Here is a 3,350-nt window from a genome sequence, read left to right on the forward strand (position 1 = left end):
CAGATGCCGCTCAAGGTGGACTATGCCAGTCCCTTCGCCATGGCGCGGGCCGGCTATGCCGATCTCGATTTCGGCTTCACGCTGGTGGCATGCCTCATCAGCGCCTGCCTGCTGCTGTTTTCGCTGAGCTATGTGCGGCGCACGCGCGTGCCGGCCTTCGATCTGGAACGGGCGATCGCGCGCGGGGAAATCAAGCCCTATTACCAGCCGGTCATCAATCTTCGCACCGGGCACCTGATGGGCTGCGAGGTGCTGTGCCGCTGGGAAAAGAAGAATGGCGAGGTGGTGCCGCCCGGCGCCTTCATCGACTATGCGGAAGTGACGGGACTGGCCATTCCCATGACGCTGTCGCTGATGCAGCAGGTCAAGTTCGACCTCAGCGACCTGGTGCAGATGATGCCGGACCTGAAAATTTCCATCAATCTGTTCGAGGGGCATTTCCGCGATGCCAGCATCGTGCAGGACGTGGAGGCGATCTTCGGCAATTCCGCCATCAGCTTCCGCCAGCTGGTGTTCGAAATCACCGAGCGCCACCCGGTGGGCAATTCGGCGGTGGCCAACAGCGTCATCGCCGGCCTGCACGCGCTGGGCTCGCGCATCGCGCTGGACGATGCCGGCACGGGGCACTCGAACCTGGCGTTCCTGGGCACGCTGGGCGTCGACGTCATCAAGATCGACCGCATCTTCGTGGACATGGTCAAGCCCGGCACCACGCAGGTGCCGGTGCTGGACGGGTTGATCGCCATGGCCAAGGACCTCGATTGCGAAATCGTCGCCGAGGGCGTGGAAACCGAGGAGCAGGCGCTGTATCTGCGGGCGCGGGGCGTGGTGGAAGCGCAGGGCTATATCTTCGCGCCCGCCCTCAAGATCGGCGCTTTCCGCGAGCTGGCCACGGCGCTGAGCAGCACGCAGGCGGCGCGTGGCCGCATCGGCAACCTGGTGGGCAACGCCGCCTAGAACTTTAGTTGCATCATTGCCCGGACATTGACACTTTTCATCGGCTGAAAATGGTGGCACCAACGCGGGGCCGCCAGGCCCCAGGGCCGTGGCGGGCGAGTGGGTGTGTGGAGGATGGCGTGACCAACGACGTGAGCGAGCAAAAAAAGGCCCTGCGGGATGCGGCGCTGCACTTCCACGAATTCCCCAAGCCCGGAAAGCTCGAAATCCAGCCCATAAAGCCCCTGGGCAACCAGCGCGACCTGGCGCTGGCCTATTCGCCGGGCGTGGCTGCCCCCTGCGAGGAAATCGCCGCCAATCCCACCTCGGTGGCCCGCTATACCTCGCGGCAGAACCTGGTCGCCGTCATTTCCAACGGCACGGCGGTGCTGGGGCTGGGCAATATCGGCGCGCTGGCCTCCAAGCCGGTGATGGAAGGCAAGGCCGTCCTGTTCAAGAAATTCGCCGGCATCGACGTGTTCGACCTCGAGATCGACGAACTCGACCCGCAGAAATTCAGTGATGCCGTGGCCCCGCTCTGGCCCACTTTCGGCGGCATCAATCTCGAAGATATCCGCGCGCCGGACTGTTTCGAGATCGAGGAGACGCTGCGCGAGCGCATGCCGATCCCGGTGTTCCATGACGACCAGCACGGCACGGCCATCATCGTGGGCGCGGCGGTGCTCAACGGGCTGGAGCTGGCGGGCAAGAAAATCGAGGATGCCAAGATCTGCACCTCGGGGGCAGGGGCCGCGGCCATCGCGTGCCTCAACGTGCTGGTGTCGCTGGGCGCAAGGCACGAGAATATCTGGGTGGCCGACAAGGACGGGCTGCTCACCCACAAGCGCAACGACGTCAATGACAAATGGCGCGGCCAGTTCCGCCGCACAAGCGACGCCACGAGCCTGGCCGAGGTGATCGAGGGCGCCGATATTTTCCTGGGGCTGTCGGCCGCCGGGGCGCTGCGCCCCGAAATGCTGGCGAAAATGGGTCCCAAGCCGCTGATCCTGGCGCTGGCCAATCCGACGCCGGAAATCATGCCGGAAGTGGCCAAGGAGATCCGCCCCGACGCCATGGTGTGTACCGGGCGTTCGGACTATCCCAACCAGGTCAACAACGTCCTGTGCTTCCCCTTCATCTTCCGGGGGGCGCTGGACGTGCATGCCAGCACCATCAACGAGGAGATGAAGCTGGCGGCGGTGCGCGCCATCGCCAGGCTGGCCCATGAGCCGGGGCTGGAAGTGTCGCCCTCCGGGGCGCCGGCGGTCTATGGCGCCGACCACATCATTCCCAACCCCTTCGACCAGCGGCTGATCCTGCGCATCGCGCCGGCGGTGGCGAAGGCCGCCATGGACTCGGGGGTGGCGCAGAAGCCGATCGAGAACTGGACCGCTTATCGCGACAGCCTCAATCGCTTCGTCTTCCGCTCGGGCCTGGTGATGAAGCCGATCATCGACCGGGTGCAGGGGCAGAACAAGCGCATCGCCTTTGCCGATGGCGAGGATGAGCGCGTGCTGCGCGCCGCCCAGGTGCTGCTGGAGGAGCGCATCGCCCGGCCGATCCTGATCGGCCGCCCGGCGGTGCTGGAAGCGCGCATCGAGCGCTTCGGGCTGAGCATAAGGCCGGGGGTCGATTGCGAGGTCATCAATCCCGAGGACGATCCGCGCTACCGCGATTATGTGAGCCTGTTCCACTCGCTTGTGGGGCGCGACGGCGTCACCCCCGACACGGCGCGCACCATCGTGCGCACCAATACCACGGTGATCGCGGCGCTGGCGGTGAAGCGCGGCGAAGCAGACGGCATGATCTGCGGCTTGCAGGGGCGCTTCATCAAGCATGCCCGCGACATCCGCTCGATCATCGGCTTGCAGGACGGGGTGAGCGACGTCTCGGCGCTGTCGCTGCTCATCCTGCCGCGCGGTCCGTTCTTCCTCACCGATACCTATATGACGCAAAATCCGAGCGTCGACGAGATCGTCTCCATCACGCTACAGGCGCGCAACCATCTGCGCCGGTTCAATATCGAGGCGCGGGCGGCGCTGCTGAGCTATTCCAATTTCGGCTCGCGCGACGGCGAAAGCGCCTACAAGATGCGCGAGGCCTATGCCCGGCTCAAGCAGATCGCTCCCGACATGATCGTCGAGGGCGAAATGCAGGGCGACCTGGCGCTGAGCGAGACGCTGCGCGACCGCTACGTGCCCGAGACCGAGCTGCATGGGGAAGCCAATCTGCTGATCTTCCCCGATCTCGACGCGGCCAACCTCTCCATGACGCTGCTCAAGGAGATGAACCACGCGCTGGCGGTGGGGCCGATCCTGATGGGCACGCGGTCGCCGGCGCATATCCTGGCGCCGTCCACCACCAGCCGCGGCGTCGTCAACATGACCGCCATCGCCGCCAATGAGGCGCTGGGG

Annotated in this window: 2 protein-coding genes; both read left to right on the top strand. The window is 65.4% G+C overall.

The genetic code is table 11. The features are described 5' to 3' along the window. Nucleotides 1-957, top strand: a 957-nt coding sequence (locus tag VDP82_RS16050; protein ID WP_323015835.1) for an EAL domain-containing protein, incomplete at its 5' end; no start/stop codon positions are given. 119 nt (nt 958-1,076) lie between these two features. Then, nucleotides 1,077-3,350, top strand: a 2,274-nt coding sequence (locus tag VDP82_RS16055; protein WP_323015836.1) for an NADP-dependent malic enzyme, incomplete at its 3' end; no start/stop codon positions are given.

The organism is Devosia sp. (assembly GCF_034675085.1).
Lineage (GTDB): Bacteria > Pseudomonadota > Alphaproteobacteria > Rhizobiales > Devosiaceae > Devosia.